Origin of the sequence: Arcobacter pernae (genome assembly GCF_049472135.1) — a bacterium.
Lineage (GTDB): Bacteria > Campylobacterota > Campylobacteria > Campylobacterales > Arcobacteraceae > Arcobacter_B.
The window spans coordinates 112,090-128,149 of sequence record NZ_JBMOVV010000004.1 but is presented as its reverse complement, the minus strand read 5'-3'; the positions used below and the strand labels follow the sequence as shown (position 1 = coordinate 128,149).

Annotated in this window: 12 protein-coding genes; 10 read left to right on the top strand and 2 right to left on the bottom strand. The window is 27.3% G+C overall.

Going from position 1 to position 16,060, the window contains the following annotated elements:
• From ACH5BF_RS06250 to ACH5BF_RS06220, 7 genes are all read left to right on the top strand, one after another.
• Entirely contained in the window at positions 1 to 1,755 is a 1,755-nt protein-coding gene (locus ACH5BF_RS06250) for a mechanosensitive ion channel family protein (protein ID WP_423273353.1), read from the top strand.
• Positions 1,756 to 1,773: 18 nt separating this feature from the next.
• Positions 1,774 to 3,042 (top strand): tRNA (N(6)-L-threonylcarbamoyladenosine(37)-C(2))-methylthiotransferase MtaB, encoded by a 1,269-nt coding sequence (gene mtaB / locus ACH5BF_RS06245; protein ID WP_423273352.1) that lies wholly within the window; start codon positions 1,774 to 1,776, stop codon positions 3,040 to 3,042.
• Positions 3,023 to 4,510 (top strand): AAA family ATPase, encoded by a 1,488-nt coding sequence (locus ACH5BF_RS06240; RefSeq protein ID WP_423273351.1) that lies wholly within the window; start codon positions 3,023 to 3,025, stop codon positions 4,508 to 4,510. Before mtaB ends, ACH5BF_RS06240 begins: the two co-directional genes overlap by 20 nt.
• The gene (gene bioV / locus ACH5BF_RS06235) at positions 4,497 to 5,015 is read left to right on the top strand and encodes a pimelyl-ACP methyl ester esterase BioV (protein WP_423273350.1); all 519 of its coding nucleotides are present in this window, start codon (positions 4,497 to 4,499) and stop codon (positions 5,013 to 5,015) included. Before ACH5BF_RS06240 ends, bioV begins: the two co-directional genes overlap by 14 nt.
• Before the next feature lie 27 nt (positions 5,016 to 5,042).
• Positions 5,043 to 5,582, top strand: coding sequence for a molybdopterin adenylyltransferase (gene mog, locus ACH5BF_RS06230; RefSeq protein WP_423273349.1), 540 nt, complete (start codon positions 5,043 to 5,045; stop codon positions 5,580 to 5,582).
• A gap of 178 nt (positions 5,583 to 5,760) precedes the next feature.
• Positions 5,761 to 7,095: an SLC13 family permease gene (locus ACH5BF_RS06225; protein ID WP_423273348.1), complete on the top strand. Its 1,335-nt coding sequence runs from the start codon at positions 5,761 to 5,763 to the stop codon at positions 7,093 to 7,095.
• A gap of 35 nt (positions 7,096 to 7,130) precedes the next feature.
• A complete protein-coding gene (locus ACH5BF_RS06220; RefSeq protein WP_423273347.1) occupies positions 7,131 to 9,335 on the top strand; it encodes an endonuclease MutS2 in 2,205 nt (734 codons plus the stop codon).
• A 223-nt stretch (positions 9,336 to 9,558) separates the two neighbouring features.
• On the opposite strand, the gene ACH5BF_RS06215 is transcribed toward ACH5BF_RS06220, so the two are convergent.
• A complete protein-coding gene (locus ACH5BF_RS06215; protein WP_423273346.1) occupies positions 9,559 to 10,107 on the bottom strand; it encodes a hypothetical protein in 549 nt (182 codons plus the stop codon).
• A 93-nt stretch (positions 10,108 to 10,200) separates the two neighbouring features.
• Complete coding sequence (locus ACH5BF_RS06210) at positions 10,201 to 13,317, bottom strand: DUF748 domain-containing protein (RefSeq protein ID WP_423273345.1); 3,117 nt, start codon at positions 13,315 to 13,317, stop codon at positions 10,201 to 10,203.
• Between the two features lie 102 nt (positions 13,318 to 13,419).
• On the opposite strand from ACH5BF_RS06210, the gene dapE reads away from it, so the two are divergent.
• The 3 genes from dapE (at position 13,420) to ACH5BF_RS06195 (ending at position 16,051) form a co-directional block, all read left to right on the top strand.
• Positions 13,420 to 14,520, top strand: coding sequence for a succinyl-diaminopimelate desuccinylase (gene dapE / locus ACH5BF_RS06205; protein ID WP_423273344.1), 1,101 nt, complete (start codon positions 13,420 to 13,422; stop codon positions 14,518 to 14,520).
• A 98-nt stretch (positions 14,521 to 14,618) separates the two neighbouring features.
• Positions 14,619 to 15,581: an alpha/beta hydrolase gene (locus tag ACH5BF_RS06200; RefSeq protein WP_423273343.1), complete on the top strand. Its 963-nt coding sequence runs from the start codon at positions 14,619 to 14,621 to the stop codon at positions 15,579 to 15,581.
• The gene (locus ACH5BF_RS06195; RefSeq protein WP_423273342.1) at positions 15,578 to 16,051 is read left to right on the top strand and encodes a GNAT family N-acetyltransferase; all 474 of its coding nucleotides are present in this window, start codon (positions 15,578 to 15,580) and stop codon (positions 16,049 to 16,051) included. The genes ACH5BF_RS06200 and ACH5BF_RS06195 overlap by 4 nt, the downstream gene beginning before the upstream one ends.
• Positions 16,052 to 16,060: the final 9 nt, after the last annotated feature.

Sequence of the window (16,060 nt, the reverse complement as noted above, 5' to 3'; positions counted from 1 at the left end):
TTGATTAAAAAATTTCTATATTCTGCTTTATTTATTTCTTCTATGCTTTTCTCGCAAGAAGTAAATAGTGTTGATACAATTGCTCCTGAAGATAAAGCAGTTGTTGATGAGATTGAACAAAAGATGATAAAACAGAAATTTGATGCTGCTCAAAAAGAGCTTGAAGCTAAAAAAGCAAGAGAGTTAGCAGAAAAAAAGGCAAGAGAAATTGATATGCAAAATCTTGCTAAAATAAATGTTTTATTAGAGAGAATTAAAAAAATTGATTTAGAACTAAAAGATAATATTCTATTAAAAAGATATTCAAATTATATTTCTTATAGTAAAATCTCAACAGAACTTGCAAATCTTAAAAAAGATATTGCATACAAGAAAAAAATACATAATGAAGAAAAACTTTATCAACTTCACAATAAAATAAAAGTTAAAGAAAATGAGCTTGAACTTATTAAAGAGTATAAAGGTTCACCAATTGGTGGGCTTATTAATCCTCCTGAAGTTGAAGAGTATGAAGAAATAACAAATCCTTTTGGAATAATTAATGCATTATCTCATATCAAAAGATTAGAAGATAATAAAAGACAATTCCAAAATTTAGAAAAAGATATAGAAGAGCTTACAACTAAACTTGATAAAGAATTAGTTTTATATTTAGAACTATTTAATCTTGATCAAAAAAGTGTTTACAAAGATAAAATCACTTTTTTAGATAAACAGAAAAAAGATTTTGTAATGGTTTTAGAGATTGTATCAACAACTCAAATTGTTTATACAAGAAAAATTGAGCAAGTAATATTAGAAATTAAAGACCAAATATCTCAGCAAATTCAAAAAATTATAATTATTCTTGCAATAATTGTACTTTTATGGGTAATTACATTTTTAGTAAAGCTTACACTTAAGAAGTATTTCTCTCAAAATGAGAGTTATTATATGACAAACAAAGTAATCAACTTTACAGTTGTTTTCTTAGTTGTAATGGTTATATTATTCTCTTACATTGACAATGTTTCTTATGTAGTTACAATCCTTGGATTCGCATCTGCTGGTATTGCTATTGCTTTAAAAGATTGGTTTATGTCAATTTTTGGATGGATGGTTATTGTAACATCTGGTTCAATTCAAGTTGGGGATAGAATTAAAGTTACGAGAAATGGTTTAGAAGCTGTTGGTGATGTTTTAGATATTTCATTATTTAAAATTACAATTAGAGAAGATATCACATATACATCATATACAGTAAACAGAAGAACAGGAAGAATTTTCTTTATTCCTAATAACTATGTTTTCTCTGAAATGATTGCAAACTATACGCATTCAGGTTTAAGAACTGTTTGGGATGGAATTGATATTACTATTACTTTTGATTCAAATCATAAAAAAGCTCAAAGAATAGTAAAAGATATTTTAAAGCATTATTCAAAAGGATATACTGATATTACAAGAAAACAGTTATCTAAGATGAGAAGTAAATATCAATTAAGAGCAACAGGTGTTGAACCTAGAGTATTTACTTTTGCAGAGCAACATGGTATGGTTATTTCAGGTTGGTATTTAACTAACTCTTATGCTGCTTTACAGTTAAGAAGTACTATGTCTCCGGAGATTATAAATGCATTTATGAAAGAAGATGATATTCATATTGCATACCCAACTCAACAAATTAATATTAATAGAACAGATAATGCATATGGTGTGTCAGTTAAAAGAAAAAACATTCCTGACGAAATAGAAGATGCAATTATTAGAAGATAAATTAAGGACAAATATTTAATGAATTTTTCAAGTGATAAGCCAAAAGTATACTTTAAAACTTTTGGTTGTAGAACAAATGTATTTGATACTCAAGTAATGATGAGTAATCTTAAAGATTTTGAAATTACACAAAAAGAAGATGATGCTGATGTAGTTGTTATTAACTCATGTACAGTTACAAATGGTGCAGACTCAACTGCTAGAGGTTATATAAATAGTTTAAAAAAACTTCCAAAAGATCCAAGAGTTGTTTTTACAGGTTGTGGAGTTTGGACTAAGGGTGAGAGTTTATTTAAAGAACAAAAAGTTGACTCACTATTTGGACACTCTGAAAAAGAGAATATTAATGAGCTTCTAAAAAAAGAAGAGAGATTTTTCCAAGCGGGTGATTTAGAACATATTGATGAAACTATTGTTGAAGAGTTTGTAGGAAAAAGTAGAGCCTTTATCAAAATTCAAGAGGGATGTGATTTTAGATGTTCTTATTGTATTATCCCTTATGTAAGAGGTGATGCAAGGTCATATAGAGAAGATAAAATTTTAGAACAAGTTACAACTCTTGCAGCAAATGGTTTTGGAGAATTTATCTTAACTGGAACAAATGTTGGTTCGTATGGTAAAAAACAACATACTTCTTTAGCAAAACTTCTAAAGAAAATGTCTCAAATAAAAGGTGTTAGAAGAATTAGAATGGGAAGTATTGAGCCTATTCAAATTGATGATGAATTTAAAGAAATCATAAATGAACCGTTTATGGCTAAACATCTTCATATTGCCCTTCAACATACATCAAAAGATATGTTAAAGATTATGAATAGAAGAAATAAGGTTTTATCAGATTTAGAACTTTTTGAATTTTTAAGAGATAATGGTTATGCTTTAGGAACTGACTTTATAGTAGGACATCCAGGTGAAACTGACGAATTATGGAAAGAGGCTATGGAAAATCTTCATAAGTTCCCACTTACACATGTTCATGCATTTACTTATTCAAAAAGAGATGGAACTCCAAGTGCAACAATGAAACCTGAAATAAAAGGTGATATTGCTAAATTACGATATAACGAATTGACAAGTATAATAGAACAAAAAAATCTTGACTTCAGACAAAACAACAAACAAAGACTTGAAGTTTTAATTGAGCAAGAAAAAAATGGAAAATATATTGGGCTTGATCAATTCTTCAATCAAATAGAGGTTGAATCTCCTGTTGATTTAGTAGGAGATTGGATTTTCATAGATGATTATGAAGCAAAGGCTGATAAAAATGTCGCAAGATTCAAATAAAATAGAGAAAAACTTAGATAAAAACTTCAAGTTGATGGCAATTTCTGCCATCGTTCTTATAATCCTTTTTTTATATACAATTTATAAAAGTAGCGCTCACATACAAAATAGTTCTTATTATTTAGGAATAGGCTTTTTATTTATATTATTAATATTTGCATTAGTACTAAAGTTTAATCAAGAAAAGTTAAGAGATTATATTGAGAGAAAAAGAGGTATTAAGCCAGTTAAAAATTCTGCATTTAATGAAGAGTTAGTGAAATCAAGGGCACAAACTTCAAATGAAATTTTAAACTCAGATATAACAGCAGTTAGCTCAAACATAACTTTTAAAGATATTGCAGGAATTTCAGAGATAAAAGAAGAACTTGAAGAAGTAGTTGATTTTTTAAATGAACCAAAGAAGTATTTAAAATATGGAATTAAACTACCAAAAGGTGTACTACTTGTAGGACCTCCTGGTGTTGGTAAAACACTTATAGCAAGAGCTGTTGCAGGAGAAGCTGATGTACCTTTCTTTTATCAAAGTGGAGCTTCATTTGTACAAATTTATGTTGGAATGGGTGCAAAAAAAGTTAGAGAATTATTTGCAAAAGCAAAAGCAAGTGCCCCTGCAATTGTATTTATTGATGAAATTGATGCTGTAGGAAAAGCAAGAAGTGGAAAGTCAAATGATGAAAGAGAAGCTACACTAAATGAACTTTTAACTCAAATGGATGGTTTTGAGGGTGATAGTGGTGTAATTGTAATAGCTGCAACTAACAAAATTGAAGTTTTAGATGATGCACTTTTAAGAGCAGGGCGATTTGATAGACGTGTGCATGTAGGTCTTCCAAATATTGAAGATAGAAAGAAAATTTTAGAGTTATATTTAAAAGATAAAAATCATGAAATAAATATTGATAAATTAGCAACAGATACTTCAGGATTTAGTTCTGCTTCACTTGCAACATTAATCAATGAAGCTCTTTTATGTATGATAAAAAGAGACTCTAAGATTTTAGATAGTGATGATATTGAAGTTGCTAAAAATAAATTAGAGTTTGGAAAAAAACAGATAAAAATACTTGATGATAAACAAAAAGAGATATTATCTATTTATCAAGCTTCAAAAGCTTATATCTCAAAATCTAAAGTTGCTTTATTTGATGAAAGTGTTGAAAAGTTAAACTCAACATATCCTTCATATCATGAATTATGTGAAAATATCAAAAGAGATTTAGCTGGTATTATAGGTGTTGAAGTTATAAAAAAAGAGAAATATGCAATCAATCATAAAGATTTAGATTCAGCTTATAGTATAGCATCTGAAATAGTTGAAAAGTATAAGATGAGTAGTTCTGTTGAAGAACTAATTACAAATATTAAAAATGATTTAAGAGCTGAGCTTTCACACAATGCTGCAAATATTGAAAGGCTTAAAAACATTATGCTAGAAAATGAGGTTATAAATATTGAAGATATCTAAGACTTATCACTCTGGATTTTGTTTACAAAATGAAGAAGAGTTATTTAAAGAGTATTTAGTAAAAAATGATTTTACAGTTTCAGGGTTTTCATATGGTGCAATTAAAGCTTTTGAAGAAGTTTATTCAAGCTCTGTAAGAGTTGATAAACTTCAACTTTTTTCTCCTGCATTTTTTCAAACTAAAGACAAAAAGTTTAAAAGAATGCAATTAATGTTTTTTAAAAAAGATGCAAAAGCTTATTGTGAGAACTTTTTAGAAAACATCTCTTATCCCAAAAATCTTGATACTTCTAAATATTTTAATCTAGGTACATTTGAAGAGTTAGAAGAACTTTTAAATTATGAATGGGATGAAAATAAACTTCAAACACTTTTAGAAAAAGGCACTAAAATAGAAGTCTATTTAGGTGAAGAAGATAAGATTATAGATAGTTGTGCAGCAAATGATTTTTTTAAAAACTATGCAACTGTTTATTATATGAAAAATCTAGGGCATATATTATAAATTAAATAAATTTGAAAGGATTATAAAATGAGTAAAGAAATAGCAAAAATAGGAATTATTACAGCATCTGATAGAGCAAGTAAAGGTATTTACGAAGATATTAGTGGAAAAGCAATTGAAGAGACAATGAATGATTACTTAACATCATCTTGGGAGCCTGTATACAGATGTATTGAAGATGACCAAAAAACTATTGAAGATACAATGAAAGATTTAGTTGATAATGAAGGTTGTTGTTTAGTTGTAACTACAGGTGGAACTGGACCTGCTAAAAGAGATGTAACTCCTGAAGCAACAGAAGCTGTGTGTGATAGAATGATGCCAGGATTTGGTGAGCTTATGAGAGCTGAATCATTAAAGTATGTGCCAACTGCAATTTTATCAAGACAAACAGCAGGTTTAAGAGGAAGTTCATTAATTGTAAATTTACCTGGAAAACCAAAATCAATTAGAGAGTGTTTAGATGCAGTATTTCCTGCAATTCCGTACTGTATTGATTTAATGGAAGGACCTTATTTAGAGTGTAATGAAGAGGTAATTAAGCCTTTTAGACCTAAAAAGAAGTAAATTATATGTAAAATGTACATAAGATGTACTTAATGTGTAAAAATAATGTTATAAGATTTTTTAATGTTACTATAGGTAATTTTTTTCTTTAGCTTATACAATTTTTATACACTTTCTTTTGCTATTTAGCCTATTGTTCAATACAATGTAAATAGTAGTTAAAAAAGAAAGGATTAAATTGAAAAAAATAGCTATAGCATTAATTTTAGCGCTAGCTACATTTTTTGTAGCTGGTTATGCGTTTAATACGCAGCATGCAACACTTCTTGGAATCATTGTATTTCTTGTTGCACTATGGACAAATGAGGCATTACCATTAGGTGTAGTATCACTGCTTCCAATACTACTTTTCCCTACATTTGATATTATGAGTACAAACGCAACTTCTGTGAATTACTCTAAGTCTATTATTTTTCTATTTTTAGGTGGTTTTATGATTGCAATTGCAACACAAAAGACCAATTTACATAAGTATGTTTCAAATAAGTTATTGACACTTTTCCCAAATACTCCAAGAGGAATACTATTCTCTCTTTCAATAACTTCAGCATTCTTAAGTTCACTTATTTCAAATACAACAACAGCACTTTTACTTATTCCAATTGCTATGTTCTTAACTGATGATTTAAGATTAAAAATGAGATTAGTTCTTGCAATTGCATATGGAGCAAGTATTGGTGGAATTGTTACACCTATTGGAACACCACCAAATTTAATTCTTTTAGGATTTATGGAACAACAATCAATTGAAGCTATTCCTTTTGTTAAGTGGATTTTCCTAACTGGACCATTAGCATTTGTTATGTTATTAATTATTCCATTTGTATTATCTCTTGGTGTAAATAATCTTAAGTTTGATACTCATTTAGAAGATAGAGAGCATTTAAACTCTGAACAAAGAAGACTTTTATATATTTTAGGTTCATTAGTTGTTCTTTTATTAGTTAACTCTAAAATTGAACCATACTATTCTGGATTAGGAATAAATGAGAAAGGTATATTACTTGGTTATGGTTTACTAATGTTCTTACCAAAAATTGGTTTCTTAACTTGGGATGATACTAAAAAAATTCCATATGAGATTATCTTCTTATTTGGTGCAGGTTTCTCAATTGCAGCAGCATTCTCATCAACAGGACTTGCTACTGAAATTGCAAACTATTTATTACAGTTGACTAACTTACCAGTTGTATTCTTAATAATCTTAGTTGCTACACTAATTACATTTACAACAGAAGTTACATCAAATACAGCGCTAATTTCTATTGCTTTACCTATTATTTATTCATTAAGTCAGGTTGCAAATATTGATAGTACATTAATTTTATTTGTTGCTACAATTTGTGCTTCATATGCCTTCATGCTTCCAATTGCAACTCCTCCTAATGCAATTGCTATGAGTAGTGGAGCAGTAAAAGTGAAAGACATGGCTAAATTTGGTATTGTATTTAATATCTTTGGTATTATATGTATTACAACTATAGCTTTAGTTTACTGGCAGTATTATTTATAATAAAAGTATTATAGCCTTTTGGCTATAATGCGCCCATGCAAAATATATTAAAAAAATTAGATTTAACAGATTATATAGAATCATTTTCGAAGCTTTTAGCTAGAGAAAAATCAATCATCTTAGAAGGGGATATAAACCTTCATTTCAAACTTATAAGTGAACTTTCAAAATATGATATAAATGAACCAAAAAAAGTTGAAAATTTAGATAATCAATTAGTTCATCTTCAAAAACAAGGTATTTTAAAAGTTTATGAGATTTATGAATTCATTAAAATAATTAACTATTTTAACTATTTAAAGAGATTTAACTTTGAAGGTAAACTTCAAGAGTGGATAGATAAGATTATTATTCCATCTGATATTAATGAAGTATGTAATTACTTTGATGAAAAATCAAATTTAAAACATGGTGTAAACGATGACTTTGATAGAGTAAATGAAGCTATCAAGAAAAATAAAGAACAAATCAAACAAAGCCTTTACAAATCTATAAATAATAGTAATTTAAGAACATATCTTGTTGATACACAAGTTCACTATGTAAATGGGGAAGAGTGTTTACTTGTAAGGGGTGGTTTTAATCATGTATTAAAAGCTTCAGTATTAGATAGATCAAATTCAGGTTTTTTCTATGTTTTACCTCATAGTGTTAGTTCACTTAAACAAGCACAAAGTGATTTAGTAAATAAAAAAGAAGAAATTTTATTAAAAGTTTGTAAGCAAATTAGTTCAACTTTTGAAAAGAACTTAATGTTTTTAAAATTTATAAATAAAGAGTTTGATAGGTTTGACCACTATCAAGCAAGAATTTTCTTTGCTAAGATAGAGGATAAAAACTTTATTCTGCCATCAAAGAAAAAAACAAATAAACTTGTAAACTTTTCTCACCCAGCTCTACATGATGCAAAACCTATTACAATTGATTTTACTAAATCAGTTGTTATGATTACAGGGGTAAATGCTGGTGGTAAAACTATGATGTTAAAATCTATTTTATCAGCTGTTTTTTTATCTAAGTATTTATTACCTTATAAGGCATCAAAAGAGACGGAAATTGGAAGCTTTAAAAATATCAATGCTGTTTTAGATGATCCACAAAGTGTAAAAAATGATATTTCTACATTTGCAGGAAGAATGGTTGAGTTTTCAAAACTATTCTCATCAAAAAATGCAATAGTTGGTGTAGATGAGATTGAGTTAGGAACTGATTCAGATGAAGCAGCAAGTTTGTTTAAAGTAATAATTGAAGACTTAATGAAAAGAGATATTAAAGTAATTATTACAACTCACCACAAAAGACTAGCTGCACTAATGGCTGCAAATGAAGATGTAGAGTTAATTGCTGCATTATATGATGAAGAGAATCAAAAACCAACATATGAGTTTTTACAAGGAACTATTGGTAAATCTTATGCTTTTGAAACAGCAAGTAGATATGGAATTCCACATAATGTTGTAAAAAAAGCAAAAGAAGTTTATGGAGAAGATAAAGATAGATTAAATGAGCTTATTGAAAGAAGTAGCGATTTGGAGCGAGAATACAAACTTAAAATTGCTAAGCTTGATGAAGAAATTGAGAATATGCAAAGATTATCAAGAAATCTAAAAGAGCAAAAAGAGACTTTAGATGAGCAGATTTATTCTGAAAAATCAAAACTTCATAAAGAGTATAGAGATGCAAGAGAAGAGGCTAAAAAAGCTATTAAAGCTAAAATGGTAAGAGAAAGTCATCAACATCTAAATACATCTCATAAAAAAGCAAGTGAGATTAAAACTAAAAAAGTTGTTGATCCAGTTGAGTTAAAAGTAGGGGATAGAGTTAAGTATAGAAATACAAAAGGTACACTTATTTCTATTAAAGGTAAGAAAGCCTTTATTGAAAATGATATGGGTATGAAAGTACAAGTAAAATTAGAAGATTTACAAAGAAGTGGTAATCCTCCAAAGATAAAAACACCACCAAAAAAAGCTACAGTCAATGTACAAAAACCAGATAGTGGTCATGTAAAACTTGATTTACATGGACAAAGATCTGATGAAGCTATTGATAACTTAGATAAGTTCTTATCTGATGCCTTAATAGCAGGTTTTGATGAAGTTTTAGTTTATCATGGAATTGGTACAGGAAAGTTAGCTTATGCTGTTAGAAAATTTTTAGATTCTCATCCAAAAGTTAAAGGCTATGATGATGCTCATCCAAGCCAAGGTGGTTTTGGCGCAAAGGTTATTAAGCTTTAGAAAGAAAAACACTATTTAAAGTTAGTTTTTTAATAATACTATTAAAGTACTTTTTTCAAATATACTCTTTATAAATACAAAAGGAGTATTTTATGTTTGATAATATATTTTTAGATTTATTTTATGGATTACTTTTTACAGTTACAGCTATATGTAGCTCATCATATAGCTTTTGGATAGGTTTAAATATAAACTTTAATAAATAATAAGTACATGTTTTACACTAGTTCTTTAATGAAAGGATTGATTTTATTGCACAATCAATTCTTTCATTTAAATCACTCATATCATCTTTCATATAATCTGTTTGTATTTTATATACTGTTTTTTTATCTAAAATAAACTCTAAAACAATATACCCTGAATAAATTTTACAACTGTCGCCTTTTTTTCTTTTATCTTCTCTATCATTTTCATAGATATAAAACTTTATGTTTAGGTTTTTATCAAAAGTTAGATTACTCTTTTTATAAGCTTTTATTACTTTAGTAATTCTATTTTTTATCTCTTCCTCTGAAATTATTTCTTTTATATTACTTTTCATAAATTTAGAGTAATCAATATAACCCTCAATTTTATATGAACCATTTTCTAAAAGTTTAATTGCCTCAATAATGTTTGCTTCTGTATTTATCTTTTCAAATGTTGTTGTTTTATTTTGACAAGGAACTCTTTTCAAGTTTTTAGAAGAAGCTTTATTTATTTGGCTAAATACACCATAAAATATAAAACCTAAAAGAATTATTATAACTAAAACTAAACTATTTTTCATAATATAACCTTATATTTAAAATATAAATCATGAGAATATTATCAGATTATTATAAATATGTCAAATGACATATTTATAAGTTTAAGTTATATATTATTTTGCTTGTGAAATTTCTAAATCAATATTTGAAGTTTTTTTACTTTGAGTTTTTACTTTGATTTCATCACTTATGATTACTTGACTTGTTTTAATGTTTTTTGATTTAGTTAAATATTCTTTAATATTTATAACTCTATTTTTAGCCATATTTTCTAAATCTTGTTTTGTAATATTTTGTTTTTTAATAAGATTTTCTTCAAGATATTTAGTATATTCAACTGTATTTAGCTTTCCATTTTTAGTAAAGCTTTTTTTAGAAGTTAGTTTTTTATCAAACTTTTTATACATATCCATCATTACTTCTAAATATCTTTTTTCATAATCTCTGATTTGGTCATTTGGTATTTTTACTTTGATTTGTTTATCAAAGGCATCTTTTTTCATAGCATACATATCTTTTGTTTCATCATATGAAGCAACTAGTTTTAAAGCTAGGTTTGGTCTTTTATTTAAGATTTTAGATATTTTATCAAGTGTCTCTTTTTGTATAGGAGTAATCTCACTTTTTGCAAAATCGAAGTTCACACTTTTTATTTCATTTTCATCAAATCCAAAAATTGCTCCTAAAAGAGAAAATGGTGCAGTTATAGCTTTCATTATTAAGTTAGAGAAAGCTTTCCATACAACTGAACCTATTTGGAATTTTGGATCATCAACATTTCCAGATACAGGAATATTTAAATCAATAACTCCATTTGAGTCTTCAAGTAAAGCTATTGCTAGACCAAGTGGAAGTGAAACTGCATCATCACTTTTCACATCTTTACCTAATTCTATTTTAGTAATAACGATAGAGTTTTGAGCTTCTAAGTCTGATTTTTGGATATTGTATTTTAAATCTAAATCAAGTTTACCACTATCTAACTCTTTTCCTATAAATTTTGAAGTATAAGGAGTAAAGTTTTTCATAGAGATATTTTTAAATACCATATTTACATCTGTAAGTATTTTTATGTCATTTGGATTTACAACACCTGTAATTTTTGTTGTTCCATACTTATCAACTACACCATTTACTTTTAATCTTGTTTTACTAGCTTTTGTTGTGTCTAGCTCTGATATTTGACCATTTAGTTTTGATACTGTTGTGTTAAAAGGAAGTGGTAAGTTTTTATCTTCAAATTCTAAAGAAGCATTTTTGATATTAACAGGGCCTATATTTAGTTTTGCACTATTTTTATTTGTTGTCTTATTCTCTTTTTCTACTTTTTCATTTTTTGCAATCTCTTCTTTTGCTTTTTTAGGAAGAGAAATAGATACTTTTGGATTTATAATATCTGTACTTGAAACACTTAAAAGACCATTTGTATAGCTTTTTATGTCTTTTACTAAAACATTTATATTTGAAGTATCTATTTTTGTTTTCTCTTTTGTATTGTAGATACTAAGATTAGGCTCTTTTAATCTTAGTTGTTTTACTCTTACAAGTTTAGAGTTTTTACTAATACTATTTAAAGTCAATTCAAGATTATTTGCATTTATTAAACTATTTGATTTTTCATTAGCTAGTTTTATTGATGGTTTTGAAATCTTTGCGCTTGAAACAGATATATTTTCACCATTTAAAACAATACTATTTAAATTTAAACCTAAGTTATTTACATCAATCTTTTGTTGCTCTTTTGGCTGATTTAATGTTATTGAATTAATTTTTGTATTAACACTATTTATTGATGTTTTTGAATCAATAAGTTTGATTCCTGAAATATTGACAGAGCCTTTTGAAGTATTTAAATACATAGAGTTTTTAGTGTCTTTAAATATTAGTGCTTTTTTATTTATATCTAGACTTGCAATATTGATTTTACTATCTATTAAATCAAGCTTATTTAAGTTTATATTTAAATCATTAGTATTGATAGAAACTCTATTCTTATCATCTTTAAATGAAAGATTTGGATTATTTAGAGTAAGTTTATTCAAGGCTATATTTGAGCTTTTGATGTTAACTTTATTTGTATTTATAGAAAAGTTAGAGTTATTAACTTCCATATTATTTACAAAGTCATTGAAGTTTAAATTACCATTTGCAAGCTTTACATCACTCACATCTATTTTCCAGTTATTATCTGTTTTTTCTTTAGTTTGCTCATCTTTTTTTTCATTATTTGAATTGATAAGTTTTGAGACATTTAAACCATCTTTATTTTGGTTTATATTTATAACTGGTTTTGATAAAGTCACACCAGATATTTTTATGTCTTCATTTTTTAAGTTTAAATCAACTCTATTTATATCGAAGCTTTCAAGTTTGAAAATATCTTGTTTTTGGCTATTGATATTAAGGTTTGATAACTTTAGTTTATCTGTAAAAAGTTCTAGATTAAACTCATCTTTTGTTGTAATATCAAAGTTTACAACTGTATCAAATTTTGCTTTTTTATCAAGTGTGAAGTTTAACATTTCTCTTTCATACTCTAAAAGCTTTGCAAGCTCTAAGTTTTCTAAAGTTGCTTTTCCATACATAGTAAAAGGCTCTAATCTAAATGCACCTTGAATTAAAAGCTTTGCATTTTCATTTAAAACTAATGAAAAGGTATTTGAAGAAAGTGGGTTTTCAAAGCTTCCTAAATCATATAACTCATAGTTTATATTATCAAGAGTAAGTAAAAATGGTTTTTCATCTTTTATTTTTGTATAGTTGATTTTAGAATCAACAAGTGAGATTTTAGACACTAAGAACTTAATATCATTTTCACTTTTTATTTCTTCTTGTTTTTTAGGCTCTTCTTTTTTCTCTTTTAGAAGTTTTGTAAGATTTATAGTTCCATCTTTTTGCTGTACTACATCAATAAAAGCATTTTTAAGTGAAACATTTTCAACATTTACATGTAGATTGAAAAGAGATTTAAATCCACCAAAATCGAAGGCAAACTCTTTAAATGCTACAGTTGGCTTTTCATAATCTCCAAGTTTAAAATCATGAATTTTCATATGAAAAGTAAAGGGGTTGAAATCTACTTTTTTTACATGGGATTTTAGTGTTAAAGTATTGTCAAAATTTTTTATCAATTGGTCTTCAACAATATATGGGATTAGTTTAAATCCTACTGATACATAAATACTAAATGATATTACAATGGTGTAAAAAATTTTATCAAATCTACTCATAATTATTACCTTTTATTGCTCATAATTTTTTGGCAATTTTAATTATTATAGCAAAATAAATCACAATTTCGCTACAATCCCATTATATATAAAAGGAATTAAATGACAGTTATAGAACTATTTCAAAAATTATTAAGATTTAAGTCAGTTACTCCTGATGATGATGGGGCGTTTGATTTTATAGAAGAGTATTTAGGTGATACATGGGAATGTATAAGTGTTGATATGGAAGGCGTAAAAAATAGATTTTATTATAAAAAATTCAACGACAATCCACAACACTTATGTTTTGCAGGACATATAGATGTAGTACCTCCAGGTCAAGGATGGGATGTAGATCCTTTTGCTGCTGATATTATTGATGGTGTTATCACAGCACGTGGAACACAAGATATGAAAAGTGGTGATGCAGCGTTTTTATATGCTTGTAAACACGCCGTTGATTTTGATGGGACACTAAGTATTCTTATGACTTCTGATGAAGAAGGAGAGGGAACTTATGGAACTATTAAAATGCTTGAGCATTTAAAAGAGATAAACTTCATACCTCAATACGCAGTAGTTGCAGAGCCTACATGTGAAGATGTATTTGGAGATGCTATAAAAGTAGGAAGAAGAGGAAGTATCAACGGATATATTACTATCAAAGGAAAGCAAGGTCATGCAGCATATCCAGAAAAGTGTATAAATCCAGTACATAACTTTGCTCATGTATTGCCAAAAATAGCAGGACATAACCTAGATGATGGAGATGAGTACTTCTCTCCTTCAAAGATGGTAATCACTGATATAAGAGGTGGTATGGAAGTTACAAATGTAACACCAAATGAGTTAAAACTTATGTTCAATGTAAGAAACTCAACAAACACTACGAGAGAATCAGTAGAAGAGTTCATCCATGAAAATCTAAAAGGTTTAGAGTATGACTTTAAAACTACACAAGGTTCTTTTCCATTTGTAACAAACAAAGAATCAAAAGTAGTAAAAGCTATGGAAAACTCAATCAAAGAAATCACAGGAGTTACTACAAAACACTCAACAGCAGGTGGTACAAGTGACGCTAGATACTTTGGAAGCTTTGGAATAGAAGCCATAGAGTTTGGAGTAATCAACGATACTATCCATAGTGTAGGCGAGAGAACAACAGTAAAAGAAGTAGAAAATTTAACTGCTGTTTATGTGGACTTGATTAAGAAGTTTTAATTTTAAAGCCTTGATATTTTCAAGGCTTAAGCTATTTTAAAAACTATATATTTTCCTATAAAAAATTTATCTCTATACATTTACATTAGGGTTATGAAATGAATAAAAAAACACTACTTCTTTTCTTTTTTATATCTACAACATTATTTGCCAATAACAAAGTAGGATTTACAACTTTTGATGTTTATTCAAAGCATAGAAACTATGATATAAAAGTTATGGTGTTTTATCCAAGTCTTGATAATGAAGACTTTATTTTAGGAAAACATAAACTTTTTATGTCTCAAAGTGTTGCTTTAGATGGGACTTTAAAAAAGGGTAAGTACCCTTTGATTTTTTTATCTCATGGAGGTCTTAGAAGTGCTTCTAATCAGATAGATTGGTTAGCGAAGGCTTTGGTGCAAAAAGGTTTTATAGTTTTGCTTGCTAAAAGTAAGCTTGATAAAAAAACTGCTTTTTATGAGCCTTGGTTAAGAGCAAATGATATACTTATATCTTTTGAAAAGCTAAAAGAGACTGAAAAATTTAAAGATAGTATTGATTATGAAAATATCAATTCTGTAGGTTTTTTACTTGGAGCTACTAGTTTTGCTTTGTCTTCATCTGCTAATTTAAATCTTGAAAGATACAAAAAACAGTGTTTAAATACTCAAAGTTTAGATTGTGCTTGGTATAAAGAAAATGGCATTGATTTAAAGGCTTTTGACGTGGAGTTTATAAAAGACATAAAAGTTTCAATACCAAGTAAAAAAGCAGTTTTATTTGATATGGAGTATTCAAATATGTTTGATAAAAATAGTTTAGAAGATAGTATGACAGATTTTTCATTTATAAATTTATCTAATCAAAAGCTATTAGATAATAGTCATTTCAAAGATAGTTTTACATATGAAAAGATAAAAAACTCAAATGTCTTTAGTTCTTTTTCTCTATGTACTAAAAAAGGAAAGATGATATTAAAAGGTACAAAAGAAAACCCAAATCTTTGTTATGAAGAGAAAGTTAGTAAAGAGTTGATTCATAAAAATATAATAGATACAATAGTGAGTATTTTAAAGTGAATTTATTTACCATCAAAAACTATAAAGAAAAATACTTAAAAGAAGTAGTAAATCTTTTTATAAACACTGTACACAATATAAATAAAAAAGATTACACAAAAGAGCAGTTAAATGCTTGGGCAAATAAAAGTATAGATTTAAAAGCTTGGCAAAATAGACTTAAAACTTCAAATACTTATCTGTGTATGCTTGAAGATGAAATCGTAGGTTTTTATATTTATGAAGATGATTATATTGATTGTTTTTATGTTCATCATAAATATCAAGGTCTAAAAATAGGGAAGTTTATGATAGAGCAGATACTTAAAGATGCAGATAATTCAAATATTAAAATATTAAGAGTTGATGCAAGTATAACAGCTGCAAAGTTCTTTGAAAAATTTGGTTTTAAAAAAGTAAAAGAAAATCATATAAAAAGAGAAAATCAAACTCTTATAAACCATTCTATGATAAAAGATATGAGTAATTAAAAGGAAATA

What these genes read in the sequence shown, in the direction of transcription:
- mtaB (WP_423273352.1), top strand. Translation starts at nt 1,774, where the DNA reads ATGAATTTTTCAAGTGATAAGCCAAAAGTATACTTTAAAACTTTTGGT.
- ACH5BF_RS06240 (WP_423273351.1), top strand. Translation starts at nt 3,023, where the DNA reads ATGTCGCAAGATTCAAATAAAATAGAGAAAAACTTAGATAAAAACTTC.
- mog (WP_423273349.1), top strand. Translation starts at nt 5,043, where the DNA reads ATGAGTAAAGAAATAGCAAAAATAGGAATTATTACAGCATCTGATAGA.
- ACH5BF_RS06220 (WP_423273347.1), top strand. Translation starts at nt 7,131, where the DNA reads ATGCAAAATATATTAAAAAAATTAGATTTAACAGATTATATAGAATCA.
- ACH5BF_RS06215 (WP_423273346.1), bottom strand. Translation starts at nt 10,107, where the DNA reads ATGAAAAATAGTTTAGTTTTAGTTATAATAATTCTTTTAGGTTTTATA.
- ACH5BF_RS06210 (WP_423273345.1), bottom strand. Translation starts at nt 13,317, where the DNA reads ATGAGTAGATTTGATAAAATTTTTTACACCATTGTAATATCATTTAGT.
- dapE (WP_423273344.1), top strand. Translation starts at nt 13,420, where the DNA reads ATGACAGTTATAGAACTATTTCAAAAATTATTAAGATTTAAGTCAGTT.
- ACH5BF_RS06200 (WP_423273343.1), top strand. Translation starts at nt 14,619, where the DNA reads ATGAATAAAAAAACACTACTTCTTTTCTTTTTTATATCTACAACATTA.